12 protein-coding genes are annotated in these 13,639 nt (G+C 62.0%); 4 read left to right on the top strand and 8 right to left on the bottom strand.

The annotated features are described in order from the left end of the window. Positions 1–112: 112 nt before the first annotated feature. From NKJ23_RS04755 to fdnG, 3 genes are read right to left on the bottom strand one after another with little or no spacing between them, the layout of a single operon-like run. Positions 113–811, bottom strand: a complete 699-nt coding sequence (locus NKJ23_RS04755) for a formate dehydrogenase subunit gamma (RefSeq protein WP_352451684.1) — start codon at positions 809–811, stop codon at positions 113–115. Further along, positions 798–1,748, bottom strand: coding sequence for a formate dehydrogenase subunit beta (gene fdxH, locus NKJ23_RS04750; RefSeq protein WP_352644295.1), 951 nt, complete (start codon positions 1,746–1,748; stop codon positions 798–800). The genes NKJ23_RS04755 and fdxH overlap by 14 nt, the downstream gene beginning before the upstream one ends. Positions 1,749–1,760: 12 nt before the next feature. Then, entirely contained in the window at positions 1,761–4,847 is a 3,087-nt protein-coding gene (gene fdnG, locus NKJ23_RS04745; RefSeq protein ID WP_352678636.1) for a formate dehydrogenase-N subunit alpha, read from the bottom strand. A 479-nt stretch (positions 4,848–5,326) separates the two neighbouring features. Here fdnG and selD point away from each other — a divergent pair, with 479 nt between their 5' ends. The 4 genes from selD (at position 5,327) to NKJ23_RS04725 (ending at position 9,066) form a co-directional block, all read left to right on the top strand. Then, positions 5,327–6,403, top strand: coding sequence for a selenide, water dikinase SelD (selD, locus tag NKJ23_RS04740; protein WP_352678633.1), 1,077 nt, complete (start codon positions 5,327–5,329; stop codon positions 6,401–6,403). A gap of 341 nt (positions 6,404–6,744) precedes the next feature. After that, complete coding sequence (locus NKJ23_RS04735; protein WP_352678630.1) at positions 6,745–6,906, top strand: spore coat protein U domain-containing protein; 162 nt, start codon at positions 6,745–6,747, stop codon at positions 6,904–6,906. 330 nt (positions 6,907–7,236) lie between these two features. Further along, positions 7,237–7,926 (top strand): DUF899 family protein, encoded by a 690-nt coding sequence (locus NKJ23_RS04730; RefSeq protein ID WP_352644303.1) that lies wholly within the window; start codon positions 7,237–7,239, stop codon positions 7,924–7,926. A 132-nt stretch (positions 7,927–8,058) separates the two neighbouring features. Then, the gene (locus NKJ23_RS04725) at positions 8,059–9,066 is read left to right on the top strand and encodes a hypothetical protein (protein WP_352678627.1); all 1,008 of its coding nucleotides are present in this window, start codon (positions 8,059–8,061) and stop codon (positions 9,064–9,066) included. Here NKJ23_RS04725 and NKJ23_RS04720 read toward each other — a convergent pair. The 5 genes from NKJ23_RS04720 to NKJ23_RS04700 all read right to left on the bottom strand — a co-directional run bounded on the left by NKJ23_RS04720 (position 8,988) and on the right by NKJ23_RS04700 (position 13,600). Next, positions 8,988–10,067 (bottom strand): cysteine desulfurase family protein, encoded by a 1,080-nt coding sequence (locus tag NKJ23_RS04720; protein WP_352678624.1) that lies wholly within the window; start codon positions 10,065–10,067, stop codon positions 8,988–8,990. The genes NKJ23_RS04725 and NKJ23_RS04720 overlap by 79 nt on opposite strands. A 4-nt stretch (positions 10,068–10,071) precedes the next feature. Beyond that, positions 10,072–10,425 (bottom strand): DsrE/DsrF/TusD sulfur relay family protein, encoded by a 354-nt coding sequence (locus NKJ23_RS04715; protein WP_352678622.1) that lies wholly within the window; start codon positions 10,423–10,425, stop codon positions 10,072–10,074. A gap of 493 nt (positions 10,426–10,918) precedes the next feature. Further along, positions 10,919–11,371, bottom strand: a complete 453-nt coding sequence (locus NKJ23_RS04710; RefSeq protein ID WP_352678619.1) for an EF-hand domain-containing protein — start codon at positions 11,369–11,371, stop codon at positions 10,919–10,921. 144 nt (positions 11,372–11,515) lie between these two features. Continuing rightward, the gene (locus NKJ23_RS04705) at positions 11,516–12,856 is read right to left on the bottom strand and encodes an MFS transporter (protein ID WP_352678616.1); all 1,341 of its coding nucleotides are present in this window, start codon (positions 12,854–12,856) and stop codon (positions 11,516–11,518) included. A gap of 3 nt (positions 12,857–12,859) precedes the next feature. Further along, positions 12,860–13,600 (bottom strand): MBL fold metallo-hydrolase, encoded by a 741-nt coding sequence (locus NKJ23_RS04700; protein WP_352644315.1) that lies wholly within the window; start codon positions 13,598–13,600, stop codon positions 12,860–12,862. Positions 13,601–13,639: the final 39 nt, after the last annotated feature.

Below are 13,639 nucleotides of genomic sequence, written 5' to 3'. Positions count from 1 at the left end.
CAACCTCACGAACCTCACGGGCCACGTGGTCGGCTTGATACTGCTCCAGAGCAATTCCACGAAAAGTGTATAACGGTTTTCCGTCCGGAACTGCGTAAAAACAAATACCCGCTCATTCGGCGGGATTCGATCCCGAACGTCCGTCCGGTTTGCCTGCGATCAGTTCACGCAGCCATTTGCGATGATGCCGCCAAGCCCAGCCGCCGGTCACCCGTCCGCGCGTCATGGCGGGAATGGTGCCGCGTACCCAGATGGCCGAATAGAAATGGATAATCCAGACGCCGATGATCGCCACGGCAGCGATCGAATGAACAAGCAGCGCCACCCGCTGCTGACCGATCGTGGTGTAAGCGGCGAAATATTGTTGCCAGATGACGATGCCGCTCGAAATCAGGATGATGATGAGGATCGACATTGACCAGAAGACGAGCTTCTGGCCGGCATTGTACTTGCCGACGTCGGGGACGTTGTCCTCGTGATTGGACAATACGTCACGGAAGCGTGCGAGCCACGTTCCGTCCTCGGGCCTCCACAAATTGGCCTTCCAGAACCGAAGGAAAAGCCCAAGGAAGCTGAAGAAGAGCAAGACGCCGATCCATGGGTGAATGAAGCGCGTGAACTGGCCGCCGCCAAACAGCCCCGACAGGAAGAACAGGCTCGGGTGAAACATGGCAAGGCCGGACAAGGCGAGCAGGATCAGGCTGGCCGCCGTGATCCAATGGTTGATCCGCGCGCTCACCGTGTAGCGGTCCACGATGACTGGCTTGCCGGGATGTACCTGCTCGTTCGGCTTCACGTCATATGCGGCCATCGTTGTCGCCTTCCGTCAGCTCTTCGGCATGCTCCTCATCCGTCTCGGAGACCCTGTTCGGTCCCATCACCAGATGGTGAAGCAGGCCGACGCCGGCCGCCACGCCGAGAATGGTGAGGCCGGCATATTTGGTCACGCCCTTCCACGCCTCCACGAGCGGACTGATCTTCGGCTCCTTCGGCAGACCAGAATAGAGTTCCGGCTGGTCGGCATGGTGCAGCACATACATCACATGCGTCCCTCCGACGCCGGGCGGATCGTAGAGGCCGGCATTCGAATAGCCGCGCGATTTCAGGTCCTTGATGCGGCCGTCGGCGTGCTGTTTCATCTCGTCTTTTGTACCGAACACGATCGCCTGGGTCGGGCAGGCCTTGGCGCAGGCTGGTCCCTGGCCGACAGCCACGCGGTCGGAGCAGAGCGTGCATTTGTAGGCCGTGTGATCGACTTTGGAGATGCGCGGAATGTTGAACGGGCAACCCTTGATGCAATAGCCGCAGCCGATGCAGTTCTCATGGACGAAATCGACGATGCCGTTCGAATACTGCACTATGGCGCCTGGTGCCGGACAAGCCTTGAGGCAGCCCGGGTCAGCGCAGTGCATACAGCCATCCTTGCGGATCAGCCATTCGAGTTCGTTCGTCTCGGGATTGTCCCATTCGCTGTAGCGCATCAGCGTGAACATGTCCGGCGTGAGATCGGCAGGATTCTCATAGACGCCGGCATTGAAGCCGATCTCCGGATGCGTGTCGTTCCACTCGATGCAGGCCGTCTGGCATGCCTTGCAGCCGATGCATTTCGAAACATCGATGAGCTTGGCGACTTCCGTCAATTGCTGCTCGGGCGCGGGAACCGTCGAGGCAGAGCGGCGGATGAGGTCCTTGTCGGAAAAACGCGGTGCGGTATCCGTCGTCGAAGGATTTGGAAGTGGAGGAAACATCGCTTACTCCTCCTACGCTACCGGCCCGGCGATGGGCTCGATGTTGACAAGGAACGCCTTGTATTCCGGCGTCTCGATGTTGGCGTCGCCGACAAAGGGGGTGAGCATGTTCGGGCCAAAGCCTTTCTTCGCCGCTCCCGTGAAGCCCCAGTGCAGCGGTATTCCGACGATGTGGACGGTCTTGCCATCGCAGGTGAGCGGCCTGATCCGCTTGGTCACCATGGCCTTCGCCACAACGGAACCGCGCTTCGACCAGACGCGCACCCAGCCGCCTTTGGTGATGCCCTTCTCGGCCGCAAGCTGTTCCGAAATTTCCACGAAAAACTCCGGCTGCATCACCGCATTGGTGATGACGTGCTTGGTCCAGAAGTGGAAATGCTCGGTCAGTCGGTAGGAGGTCGCCGCGTAGGGGAACTCCTGCGAAGCCGATTCGGCGAACTGGGCCATATCGCCTTCGAACACCCGCGCTGCGGGGTTGCCGCGGACTTTGGGAGCTATCGGGTTCGCGATGGGCGACTCGAATGGCTCGTAATGCGCCGGGAATGGTCCGTCGCGCATCATGCCCCGGGTAAAGAGGCGCGAGACGCCTTCCGGATTCATGATGAACGGGCCTACTTGATCGGGCTTTGCCGTTGGCAAGATGTCGGGGACATCGTAGCCCGACCATTTCGTGCCGTCCCATTCAATCACCTTGCGGCTTGGATCCCAAGCCTTTCCGGTGAGGTCAGCCGACGCCCTGTTGTAGAGAATGCGGCGGTTGGCAGGCCATGAGAACGCCCATTTGGAATAGGCGCCGGTTTCGTCAGGATCGGTGGTGTCCCGCCTGGCCATGTTGTTGCCGTTTTCGTTGAAGCAGCCGGAATAGATCCAGCAGCCGCAGGAGGTGGAGCCGTCGTCGCGCAGCGCGGCGAAGCCCGGCAAGAGCTTTCCGGCCTCGGCCAGCACCTTTGTCGGGTCGGCCGTGTCGGTTACCCTGGCGAGCGCCCTACCATTGATCTCCTGGGCAAGCTCCTCGGCCTTCGGATCGCCGGGATCGGCATAAGGCCAGTTGAGCTTGACGATCGGATCCGCGAAGGCGCCACCTTCCTTGGTGTAGAGCTCCTTCAGGCGCAGATAGAGCTGCGCCATAATCCAGGTATCGCGTTTGGCCTCGCCGGGGGGCGTGCCGCCGGCCCAATGCCACTGCAGCCAGCGCCCCGAATTGACCAGCGAGCCGTCGTCCTCGGCGAAGCAGGTGGAGGGAAGCTGGTAGACTTCCGTCTGAATCTGCGACGGATCGACATCGTTGTACGGCCCGTGGTTCTCCCAGAACCGGCCCGTCTCCGTGTCCAACGGATCCATGATGACGAGGTATTTGAGCTTCGAGAGGGACTCGATCACCTTCTTCTTGTTCGGAGCTGCCTGTAGCGGGTTGAAGCCCTGGCAGAAATAGCCGTTCATCTTGCCCTGGTGCATCAGCTCGAAAGCCCGCAGCAGATCGTAGCCCGGTAGGTCGAGCTTCGGCAGGTAGTCATAGGCGAAGCCGTTCTCCGGCGTTGCCGCGTTGCCCCACATTGACTTCTGGAAGCTTACGAAGAACTTCCTGTAGTTCTGCCAGTAGCTCATCTGGTTCGGCCGGAGCGGCTTGAAGCCTCGGGTCGACATGTAGACTGCCAGATCGACCTCCTTCTCAGTCGGCAGCGTCAGATAACCAGGCAGCAGGTTCGACATCAGCCCGAGGTCGGTCAGCCCCTGGATGTTGGAGTGACCGCGAAGCGCGTTCATGCCGCCGCCGCGTATACCGATATTGCCGAGAACAAGCTGCAGCATCGCCATGGCGCGGATGTTCTGCGAGCCCTTCGAGTGCTGGGTCCAGCCGAGCGCGTACATCGAGGTCATCGCCTTGGTCGGAGACGATGTCTCGGCGACCATCGCGGCCACCTTCAGGAACCGGTCCTTCGGTGTGCCGCAGATGCGCTCGACCATCTCCGGCGTGTAGACCGCGACATGCTTCTTGAGCAGATTCCAGACGCAGCGGGGATTGGCCAATGTCGCGTCGACAACGGCAAAGCCGTCCGTGCCTATGTCATAGTCCCAACTGGACTTGTCATAGTCTCGCTTCGCCTCGTTATAGCCGGAGAAGAGGCCGTCCTGATAGGTGAAGCCCTCCTTGACGACATACGTCGCGTTGGTGAAGGCCTTCAGATAGTCCCATTGCACGTTATTGTTCTGGATGCAGTAGTTGATCAGCCCGAGCAGGAAGGCGATGTCCGTTCCCTGGCGGATCGGCGCGTAAAGATCCGACACCGAAGCCGAGCGCGTAAAGCGCGGGTCGATGACGATGAGCTTGGCGCCGCGATTGGCCTTCGCCTCCGTGACCCATTTGAAGCCGCAAGGATGCGCTTCCGCGGCATTGCCGCCCATGATGACGACGAGATCCGTGTTCTTGATGTCGTTCCAGGAATTGGTCATTGCGCCGCGGCCGAATGTTGGGGCGAGACTCGCCACCGTCGGGCCGTGTCAGACACGTGCCTGGTTGTCGAACACCAGCATGCCCGCGCTGCGGACCACCTTGTAGGTCGCGAACGCGGTTTCATTGGTCGAAGCCGAGGCGGCGAGGAAGCCGGTGGTGATCCACCGGTTGACCGTCACGCCGTCATTGTTCGTCGCGACGAAGTTCTTGTCGCGATCGTCCTTCATCAGGCGGGCGATGCGGCCGAGCGCGTCTTCCCAGCTTATCGGCTCGAACTTGTCCGAGCCCGGTTTGCGGATCATCGGATGTTGCAGACGGGTCGGCGACTTGACAAATCCGAGCAGGGCCGACCCTTTGGGGCACAAGGTGCCGCGATTGGTCGGATGATCAGTGTCACCCTCGATATGGGTGATCTCGGCCGGCTCGCCCTTTCTGAGATCGCCCTTCGAATACAAGATTATGCCGCAAGCCACCGAGCAGTATGGACAGGTGTTGCGTGTTTCGGTGGTGTTCGCGAGCTTGAAGGGCCGTATAGCCGCCGCGTGTGCGGCCTCGCTATCGCCGAAGCCGAGGGCTCCAAGCGTAGTACCGGCGAGACCCGCGCCTGCTGTTTGCAGGAACGCGCGTCGAGAAAGATCGATGTTCATGGGTTCCTCCCGAAGCCGGTGCCCCACAAGGCAACTCGAACCAACGGTTCAATCCGAGTAACTAGTCTCGGACCAAATAAAATCAATGCCAAAGAACGAGGTGCGTACGGTGCAGCAAAAGTGCCCCTCCGAACCGCCTTCCTGTAACAGGTTTGTGCCCGCAAATCGGCATTGTGTATTATTGTTGAATATTCTTGTCATCTTTTCGTGACCGCGACTGCGATTGACGAAAACGAACGCATTACCATACAGTAAAGCGTGGTGATGAAACAGCTCCCGCGGGTCGGGGCGCCTTTCGATCGATACCCAATGACGGCGCTGCCTCGCACGCCGGATACGGTGCTTGCCTTTCCTAACTTAATGAAATCCGCTGAGAGCAAGCGTGCTCCAAACGCGCCGTGCGTTGGCGCGATCGTATTTTCCATTCCGGTTGACCTTGATCCCTACTAAAGCGTGCCAGCAGAGGAGGCTCGACGACTATGGCAATCGCCCTCTCGCCCGAAATAACCGATGCGCCCGTTGTGCGCCTGACTAGCCTCGCCCATGGCGGCGGTTGCGGCTGTAAGCTGGCACCGTCAGTGCTGCAGCAGCTTCTCGCTAATCCGGCGGCTGCCAGTCCCTATCATCAGCTTCTCGTCGGCACGGAGACCGGCGACGATGCGGCAGTCTGGCAACTCGACGGCGCGACTTGCGTCATCGCGACCACCGACTTCTTCATGCCTATGGTAGATGACCCCTACGATTTCGGCCGGATTGCCGCAACCAACGCCCTGTCCGATATCTATGCGATGGGTGGCCGGCCGATCATGGCGCTGGCGATCCTCGGGATGCCTCTCGACAAGATCCCGATGCTCATGGTCCGCGAAATCCTGAAAGGTGGCGAAGCTGTCTGCGCCGACGCCGGAATCCCGGTTGCAGGTGGCCACTCGATCGACTCGCCGGAGCCGATTTATGGCCTCGCAGTCATCGGCACATGCCGACCCGGAGATATCCGACGCAATTCTGACACCAGGCCGGGTGACGCCTTGATCCTGACGAAAGGGCTCGGCGTCGGCATCTACTCCGCCGCCATCAAGAAGCAGGCGCTTTCCGAGAGCGGCTATCGCGAAATGATCGCCTCCACCACCCTTCTCAACCGGATCGGATCGGAGCTGGCGCAGGACGCGAGCGTCCACGCCGTCACCGACGTGACCGGATTTGGCTTGCTCGGACATGCCCTCGAGATGGCACGCGGTTCCGGGTGCACGCTGATAATTTGCAGCCACGACGTGCCGCTCTTTTCCGAAGCTGCCTCGCTCGCGGTCGACGGCCACGTCACCGGCGCATCGCGGCGCAACTGGGCGAGCTATGGGGACGCGGTAAGCTTACCTCCCGGCATGCCCGAGTGGCGACGCCATCTTCTCACGGATCCACAGACTTCGGGCGGGTTGCTGGTTGCTTGCGAGACCGACCGCGCAGCGGCGCTCGTCGAGAGGATCGTCGCGGACGGTTATCCTTTGGCTCGCATCATCGGCCATGCCAGACCCGGCGCGCCGACAATAGTAGTAGCGGCCTGAACGGCCGCTCCGCTTCCCCGCCAGATGACGCGGCGCGCCCTCCAGTCCGCGGCACTCCACCTCCTGCCACCACTGGATCGGCAGGCAAAGACACCGCCTGCCCTGTCCACGCTGGATTGGCGGCGAACGCTGCGACTGCTTTGGTGACCGGATGATCCGAGCGAGCCTGAGTTCGCCAGATCATAACTGGGCGCCAGGCACGAGCTTGAAACATCAGCTCCTCTATCCGGAGAATCTCGTTCCACTTGGCCATGCGTTGGAACGCGTGATCGAACCACTTTTTCCCGCCAAGTATCGCAGCGCTTGCTCCGATTGTGCTGGCTAGACCGGCGTTTGCCGCCATGGCGACCGGCAACTTGACCGTGCGCAACATGATCCAAGCTGAATGCAAAGTTCAGACTGTCAGCGATCTGGATTTCGGCACGAGGGGTGTCGTCAATATCGATCAGTCCAACACCGTTGGCGTGCAATGCACGACGTGCAAACTTGTAACGTCGGCGTGAGTGCCGGCGACAGCGCCGGCGCTACTATCGCGGCTCGCAAATTGACTGGCCCGCGTCCGCAGTGGTACGACAGCCTTGATGCCTTCCGCCGCGGCAGCGACAAGCACGCCGCGCCCGGGCCGCATCTCCTTGTCCCCGCCGCGGCGAACCTACAGCCGCCGTCGCGGTGTACCTGTGCCCGCCGGGCGAGCCGGGCTACCATCCGTTCGCCCTGTGCGTCCTGCACCTCGAGGACGGACGGGTCGCGGAGGCCGTCGACTTCCAGGTGCCGATGAGATTTCTGCTCCCGCGCGGTTTCAACAAGGACGAGGTCGAACATAGGAAGATCGGATGAAGGTCGCGACTGAGCAGGAGTGGCAGGCCGCCCGCAAGGAGCTGCTGGCGGCCGAGCAGGAGCTGGCGGCGCACGAACAGCGCGTCACCAAGCAGCGGCGTGAGTTGCCCTGGGTTCCGGTCGAGAAGCACTACGCCTTCGCCACCGACGACGGGCCCAAGTCCTTGCCGGAGCTGTTTGATGGCCGCTCGCAGCTCCTCATCTATCACCTGATGTTCGGGGAGGACTGGAAGATGGCGTGCCCGGGCTGCACCTCGGTCGGCGATGGGCTGGGCGGCATGATCACGCACGTGAACGACCGCGACGTGACGCTCATCGCGATGTCGCTGGCGCCGCTGGAGAAGCTGATGGCAACTAAGGCACAGCGCGGGTGGACGATGCCCTACGTGTCGGCCTGCGGCGACGACTTCCTGTTCGACTACGGCTTCGCATTCCGCCGGGAGGAGATGTCCGGAATCGCCCGCGACGAGTTCGACATGGGGCAGCTGCTCCGCGAGGCGCCGCAATGGCTGCAGGATTACCGGGACGACGTCGGTGCGCCGGACCTCCAGTCGGCCGTGTCGGTGAGCGCAGGGTGGAGCGTCTTCGCGATGGAGGACGGAGCGGTCTACAACACCTACCGCCGCTATCCGCCGCTGGTGGGGCCGCCCTACGCGCCGTTGCTCGAGTTCGTGCCAAAGCCGTGACATCCGCAACTTCGGTGCGCACGCCCGCCTGATCGATGCGGTCATGTAATCCCCATAGGACGGAGCTGCTGCCTGATTTGCTTCTAACATCACACTTGCATAATAACACTAACGAGGTTAGCGTGCAGATCAATGTTAGAACGTGACCGGATCAGCACTGAAGGAGCGTTCGCCGAGACGCTTGAGCGCTATCTCGGAGATACGCTTCATGACCAAGTTCGGGTTCAGGAATCTACAGCCCCACAAAACCTTCCTTCATTCCTCGATCGGGCCTACCATTTCTACGAAGCGCGGATAGCGGGAAGACGGTGCGTCTTCCTTGCCGCCTTGGACAGTGCCGCTACCCCTTCCGACATTACCAAGCACGTCGGTTTGGTCCGCAACTCGATTGACGCAATCGTCATATTCGCTGCTCCATCACTGAGTGCACACAACCGCGCACGCCTGATCGGTCAACGCGTCCCATTCGTCGTTCCCGGGAACCAGCTCTACATCCCTGACCTCGCCATGGATTTGCGTGAGCATTTTCGGGCCCCCAGACAGCGGCATGACGACGGTCTATCACCGGCGGCGCAAGCTGTGTTGTTCGACCATCTCTTGCGGCACGCCGACAAGGCGATGATCCCGTCGCTCATTGCCGCGCGACTGCGCTACTCGGCAATGTCGATCGGTCGTGCTTTCGACGATCTGGCTGCATCGGGCCTCGCACGCACCGAAAAGCACGGCAAGGAAAGACACATCCGATTCAAGGCGGAAGGACGCCAGTTGTTCGAGGCAGCGCGCGATCTCCTCCGCAGCCCGGTACGCGCGGTGAAATTCGTCCGAGGCGATCACTCCCAGGCACCGCTCAAGCAGGGGGGCGAATGGGCGCTTGCCGCGCTGACCGATTTGTCCCGGCCGTCGATAATTACCTACGCCGTCGCTGCCGGCAACTGGAAAGCCATCGCGCAAGCCTCCGGCTTCGTTGAAACCTCCCGCGATCAAGCCGATCTCGTCATCGAAACATGGTCGTACGACCCTGCCGCCTTGTCTGATACCGACACCGTGGACCCGCTGTCACTTTATGCGCAGTTCAGGGACCACCGTGACGAGCGTGTCTCCATGGCGGCAGAACATCTGTTGGAGAACATCGCATGGTAACCGGCATCGAGAAGTTCCGGGAGCATTTCGCCCAACATGAGGATCACTACGCGATCATCGGCGGGGCCGCGTGCGACCTGCTCTTCGATGCCCGCAACGAGTGAAGGCGTCGGTTCAATATTCTGGTTCAGCCGGAAGAGATTTGAAGGATCGAAGCGGGCTTTAAGCGCCGCAAGGCGGTTGTATTTTTCTGCGCGATCGCGCAGAGCCTGGACGCGTTCCATTGGCGCGAGGTCCTGCGCCAAGATGCAGGCCGCGCCGAGGCCGACAGCGAGCAGTGCGCTCTCGGTGCCGGCGCGCCGGCCTTGCTCGTGGCCGGCGCCGTGGATCAGGGGCTCCAACTCGACACCTCGGCGGACATAGAGGGCGCCCACACCCTTCGGTGCGTAAAGCTTATGACCGGCGATCGTGAGCAGATCGACGCCGAGTGCATCGACCCTAATCGGAATTTTGCCGACCGATTGCGCGGCGTCCGTATGAACGCGGATGTCGTGCTCCCGGGCGATGGCGCTGATGTCCTCGATCGGCTGGATCGTGCCGACCTCGTTGTTGGCGTGCATCACGCTTATCAGGACGGCGCGCGGGGTGATGGCACGGCGCACGGCTTCGGGATCGACCCCACCCGTCGAGCCGACGGGCAGATAGGTCACCGTCGCGCCAAGGCGCTCGAGAAACCGACAGGGGGGGCGAGAACGGCGGGGTGCTCGACCGGCGGTGGTGATGATGTGCTCGCCCTTGTGCTTGAGCGCGAAGAACGTGCCCTTGATGGCAAGGTTATTGGCCTCGCTGCCGCCGCTTGTGAACACGATCTCGTCGGGCGCCGCGCCGAGCAGCGTGGCGACCTGGCCGCGGGCGCGCTCCAGTGCGGCCTTTGCCGGGGTGCTCGCCCAATGGCCGCTGGACGGATTGCCAAAGGCTTCGTCGAGGAAGGGTTGCATTGCCGTTGCCACCGCCGGATCGATCGGCGTGCTGGCGTTGTAGTCGAGATAGATCTGAGCCATCGGATCAGAACACCAGTACTTTGTCGGCGGCGATGATGGCGGCCGCGAGTTCATTCATTGTACTGCGGCTTGCATCAGCCATGACATCGGCTTCAGTCAGGCCGCGCGCGTCCATGCAAGTGCCACACAGCAAGATCTGCCCCTTGCCGGCAATTGCCCCCTTCAGCATGCACTCGACATTGTAGTAGCCGTCGGCAGTCTTCTGACCCGCCTTTGCGGCCACCACGGCGTCGGCCATCAGGAACACTGTGACTCCGGTTCCGCGCTCGTTCTTGATGAGAGCAAGAGCCAGGCGCAGGCCGTTGTAACACCGCTCGGTGCCATAGGGCGGGTCATTCAGGATGAACAGGATCTGCACAGGTGTCCCTTTCTTCGGTTCTTCGAATGCGCCTCCATCAAAAGGCGACTTCCGCAACCATCAGCCGTGCGACGAGCCCGCCCTATTCGCCGAGAACGCGGCGCCGCTCCTCGAACTCTATTTGTCGATCTCGCCGCGCGCAAAGCGCTCTTTGAGAATGTCGAGCGGCGTGCGGCCCAGCAGCGTGTGATGCGGTGGCGCCGTTGTCTTCACGGGCCGCCGACCCAGCGGACGAGAAGGACCCGGCCGCGATCAGCACAGCGAGAAAGAGGATCATGAACAGCGGCCCGAAAATCATGGGCCAGCCTCCACCCCACCCCATCATATGAGGCCCCCCGTGCGTATCGTTCGGCGTCCGAAAGTGCCTGAGCCCACAGAGCATTTGGCGCGAGGACCGCGCCCGCAGCGACGAATATCGGAACCAGAACCTTCATCATGGATCAGCATTGGATGGGCGGCGCGGCCGCGAAGCTCGCCCGCGCCCGTCGTGCGGCTACTCCCGCATGAAGGTCTGAACCTCCTCGGGCGTCACTTTGCCGTCCTTGTCTGCGTCGACCTTGTCGAAGATTCGCTTTTGGATGGTCGTAATCTCCTCGAAGGAAAGCCCGCCGTCGCCGTTCGTGTCGGCAATGGCGAACATGATCTTCATCATGTGCCCGTGCATGCGCATCATTGGCATGCCTCCCATCATCCCTTGACCCATCATGCCTTGACCCATCATGCCTTGGCCCATCATTCCAGGAGGCATCCCGCCGGGCTGAGCGGGCTGTGCTCCTTGGTCCTGTCCCGCCGCATCTCCAGGCTCAGCAGGTGGGGTGGCCTGTGCAGTCCTCGAATCGGGGTGGTGCGGGTCGACGGCGGTTGTTTGCCCGGCGTCTGCGGCCGTCATGCCGGTGGCGATGGTGGCAGCTAACGCAGTCGCGCGTGATAGTGCAGTCAACGTCATGGGAACCTCCTTCTTGTGCAGAGCTCAGCGGAACCCGTTCCAACCCGCTTGCGGCTGCGGCTTCCAAACGCAAAAACCGGCAAGTCGCGGTCGCGATTTGAACCGCAGTCTAGGTCAAAAGCAGCGCGGCGAATTTGCGCCGGATCAACTGCTCGGCCAGTCGGACTTCGATCTGCTATCATCGTCAGGTTGCCCGCCTCGAGGATGGATGCGGCATCGAAGACGCGCGAGAGAGAGAGCGGGTTCGCGCATCGCGACGGCCACGACCAACCCCGAGAGAAATGTCAGGGCGGCAATCGAAGCGATCGCCCACGAAAAACCGAAGCGATCGGCGATGAGCCCGGCGGAGAGCGCGCCGATCGCGTAGCCGAGGTCGCGCCAGAAGCGGTAGACGCTCAGCGAGCGGGCGCGCCAGGTCGGATGCGAGGCGTCGGAGACGGCGGCGATCAAGCTCGGATAGACCATGGCGGTGCCGAGGCCAAGAAGGAGGCTGCCGACGAGCCACCACTCGAACTGGCGCGTTGCGGCCGTGAGGAATAGGCCCGCGGCTTGCACCCACATGCCGGCGACGATCAGGCCCTTGCGGCCCCAACGGTCGCTCAACGGGCCGGTTGCAATCTGCAGGATGCCCCACGTCGCGGGATAGATCGCCTTCAAAATGCCGATGCGCTCGACGCCGAGGCCGAAGGAGGCGAAGAACAGCGGGAAGATACCCCAGCTCATGCCGTCATTAAGGTTGTTGACGAGGCCGGCCTGCGAGGCGGCGAAGAGATTACGGTCCTTGAACGACGTGAGCGCGAAGACTTCCCGGAAACGGATCGGCGCAGCCTTCTGCGTGTGCGAGGAGGCCTCCAGCCGGACATGGTCTCGCGTATCGCGCACCAGCAGGATCGACAACGCGGCTCCCAGCATTGCATAGCCGATGCCGAGATAGATCGGCGCCGGGCGCAAGCCATATCGCGAGGCGACATAGCCAGTCAGAAACGCGGTCACGCCGACGGCGAGATAGCCGGCGAACTCATTGAGGCCGACGGCCAAGCCGCGCGACTTCGGTCCGACGAGATCGACCTTCATGATCACCGTCATCGACCAGGCAAGCCCCTGGTTGATGCCGAGAAGCGCGTTGGCGGCGATGACCCATTCCCAGTTCGGCGCCCAGATAATCATGAAGGGAACCGGCAGGCCAACAAGCCAGCCGAGGACGAGAACGCGCTTGCGGCCCCAGATATCGGCGAGTTGCCCGGAGACGAGATTGGCAAAGGCCTTCACCAGGCCGAAGCTGATGATGAAGGAGACGACGAGCGTCGTCGAGGTGATGTGGAACTCCTCGGCGCCGATGAGCGGCACAACGGTGCGCTCGATCCCGACCATGCCGCCAACGAAGGCGTTGATCAGGATGAGCAGCGCGAACTGCGGCCAGTTCTCTCTAAGGCCCAGCCTGACTGCCGAGCTCGCCGACCGAGAATCCGATTTTGCCACTCTCATCGGTCAGGCCGCGGCAGCCGTGTGGCTGGAATTGGCGGTCCTGATCTGCGCGGCCTGCGGCGGGGCCGGCGGAATCTCGGCGAGCATGAAGCAGATGAACTCGGCCTCGTCCTCGATTCCGAAGGCCTCGTTATGGCGCTTCTCGAAGCCGATGGTAGACCAGGGCTTGCCGCTCAAACGCCGGCCGCAGACCGAGCCGGCATAGGCCCCGGAAAGGACTTCGACATGGTCGGGAAGAGCCTTGAGGCGGCCGGCGCTCCGGAAGAGGTCTTTGGCACCTTCTTCGGCGCTGACCGCTAGCTCGGTGCGGCCGAGATCGCCGACCATCAGAGTGTGGCCGGTCAACACAAACCAGGGCTCGGCGGCCCGCGTGCGGTCGCTCACGAGCAGGCAGATGTGCTCAGGCGTGTGCCCGGGCGTATGCATGACCGTCGCGCTCACGTTGCCGAGCGGGAGGACGTCGCCGTCGCGTACTCCTCTGAACGGGAACGAGACGTCCGCCTCGGTCGACAGCACGTACTCCGCACCGGTAGCCTCGGCGAGCGCGCGGCCGGCGGAGAGATGGTCGGCGTGAACATGCGTGTCGATGACGAAATGAATGCGCATGCCGGCGTCTTCAGCTGCGCGCAGGTAAGGCTTGATGTCGCCGACTGGATCGACGACGGCTGCGGCCGACTTGCCGCCACAGCCGAAAAGATAGGAGATGCCGACCGGATCTGTGTGGAGGAATTGGCGAAGGATCATGGGGTTGCACTCCCTGCTGCGAAGGGTTAGAAACATTCA

Origin of the sequence: Mesorhizobium sp. M0184 (assembly GCF_040322215.1) — a bacterium.
Taxonomy (GTDB): Bacteria; Pseudomonadota; Alphaproteobacteria; order Rhizobiales; family Rhizobiaceae; genus Mesorhizobium.
This window is presented reverse-complemented; position numbering and strand designations above follow the sequence as displayed.

Bases quoted from the DNA above. Each gene is read 5' to 3' on its own strand.
- fdxH (WP_352644295.1), bottom strand. From the start codon at position 1,748: ATGTTTCCTCCACTTCCAAATCCTTCGACGACGGATACCGCACCGCGT.
- NKJ23_RS04735 (WP_352678630.1), top strand. From the start codon at position 6,745: ATGGCGACCGGCAACTTGACCGTGCGCAACATGATCCAAGCTGAATGC.
- NKJ23_RS04730 (WP_352644303.1), top strand. From the start codon at position 7,237: ATGAAGGTCGCGACTGAGCAGGAGTGGCAGGCCGCCCGCAAGGAGCTG.
- NKJ23_RS04755 (WP_352451684.1), bottom strand. From the start codon at position 811: ATGGCCGCATATGACGTGAAGCCGAACGAGCAGGTACATCCCGGCAAG.
- NKJ23_RS04720 (WP_352678624.1), bottom strand. From the start codon at position 10,067: ATGGCTCAGATCTATCTCGACTACAACGCCAGCACGCCGATCGATCCG.
- NKJ23_RS04705 (WP_352678616.1), bottom strand. From the start codon at position 12,856: ATGAGAGTGGCAAAATCGGATTCTCGGTCGGCGAGCTCGGCAGTCAGG.
- NKJ23_RS04700 (WP_352644315.1), bottom strand. From the start codon at position 13,600: ATGATCCTTCGCCAATTCCTCCACACAGATCCGGTCGGCATCTCCTAT.
- NKJ23_RS04725 (WP_352678627.1), top strand. From the start codon at position 8,059: ATGTTAGAACGTGACCGGATCAGCACTGAAGGAGCGTTCGCCGAGACG.
- NKJ23_RS04710 (WP_352678619.1), bottom strand. From the start codon at position 11,371: ATGACGTTGACTGCACTATCACGCGCGACTGCGTTAGCTGCCACCATC.
- selD (WP_352678633.1), top strand. From the start codon at position 5,327: ATGGCAATCGCCCTCTCGCCCGAAATAACCGATGCGCCCGTTGTGCGC.